The sequence below is a fragment of the Pseudomonas sp. BJa5 genome (genome assembly GCF_030272875.2).
GTDB lineage: Bacteria > Pseudomonadota > Gammaproteobacteria > Pseudomonadales > Pseudomonadaceae > Aquipseudomonas.
Genome location: NZ_JALRNG020000130.1, coordinates 1 through 285 on the forward strand (window position 1 = coordinate 1; position 285 = coordinate 285).

Annotated in this window: 1 protein-coding gene; it reads right to left on the bottom strand. The window is 68.1% G+C overall.

The genetic code is table 11. The features are described 5' to 3' along the window. On the bottom strand, positions 1–285 hold a 285-nt coding region (locus M2D63_RS25710; protein WP_285865883.1), incomplete at both ends, for a DUF4880 domain-containing protein.

Below are 285 nucleotides of genomic sequence, written 5' to 3' on the forward strand. Positions count from 1 at the left end.
CCAGCCGATCCAGGCGCCGCCCGGCAGGGCCACCAGGGCAATGGCGGCGGCCGAGGCATAGTTGCGCCAAACACGGGGGCCACGGCGTTGGGGCAGGCTGATGACAGTTCCGGGTACGGCGCTGCGGGGCAGGTCATCGGCGGTCTGCCAGATATCCAGCATGGCCTGGTACTCCTGGACATGCACAGGATCGGCGGCCAGCCAGCGCTCGTAGGCCTGCCGTTCAACTGCCGTACAGTCTTCTGATTGCAGGCGCAGCCACCAGTGCGCGGCGGCATCGGTGAT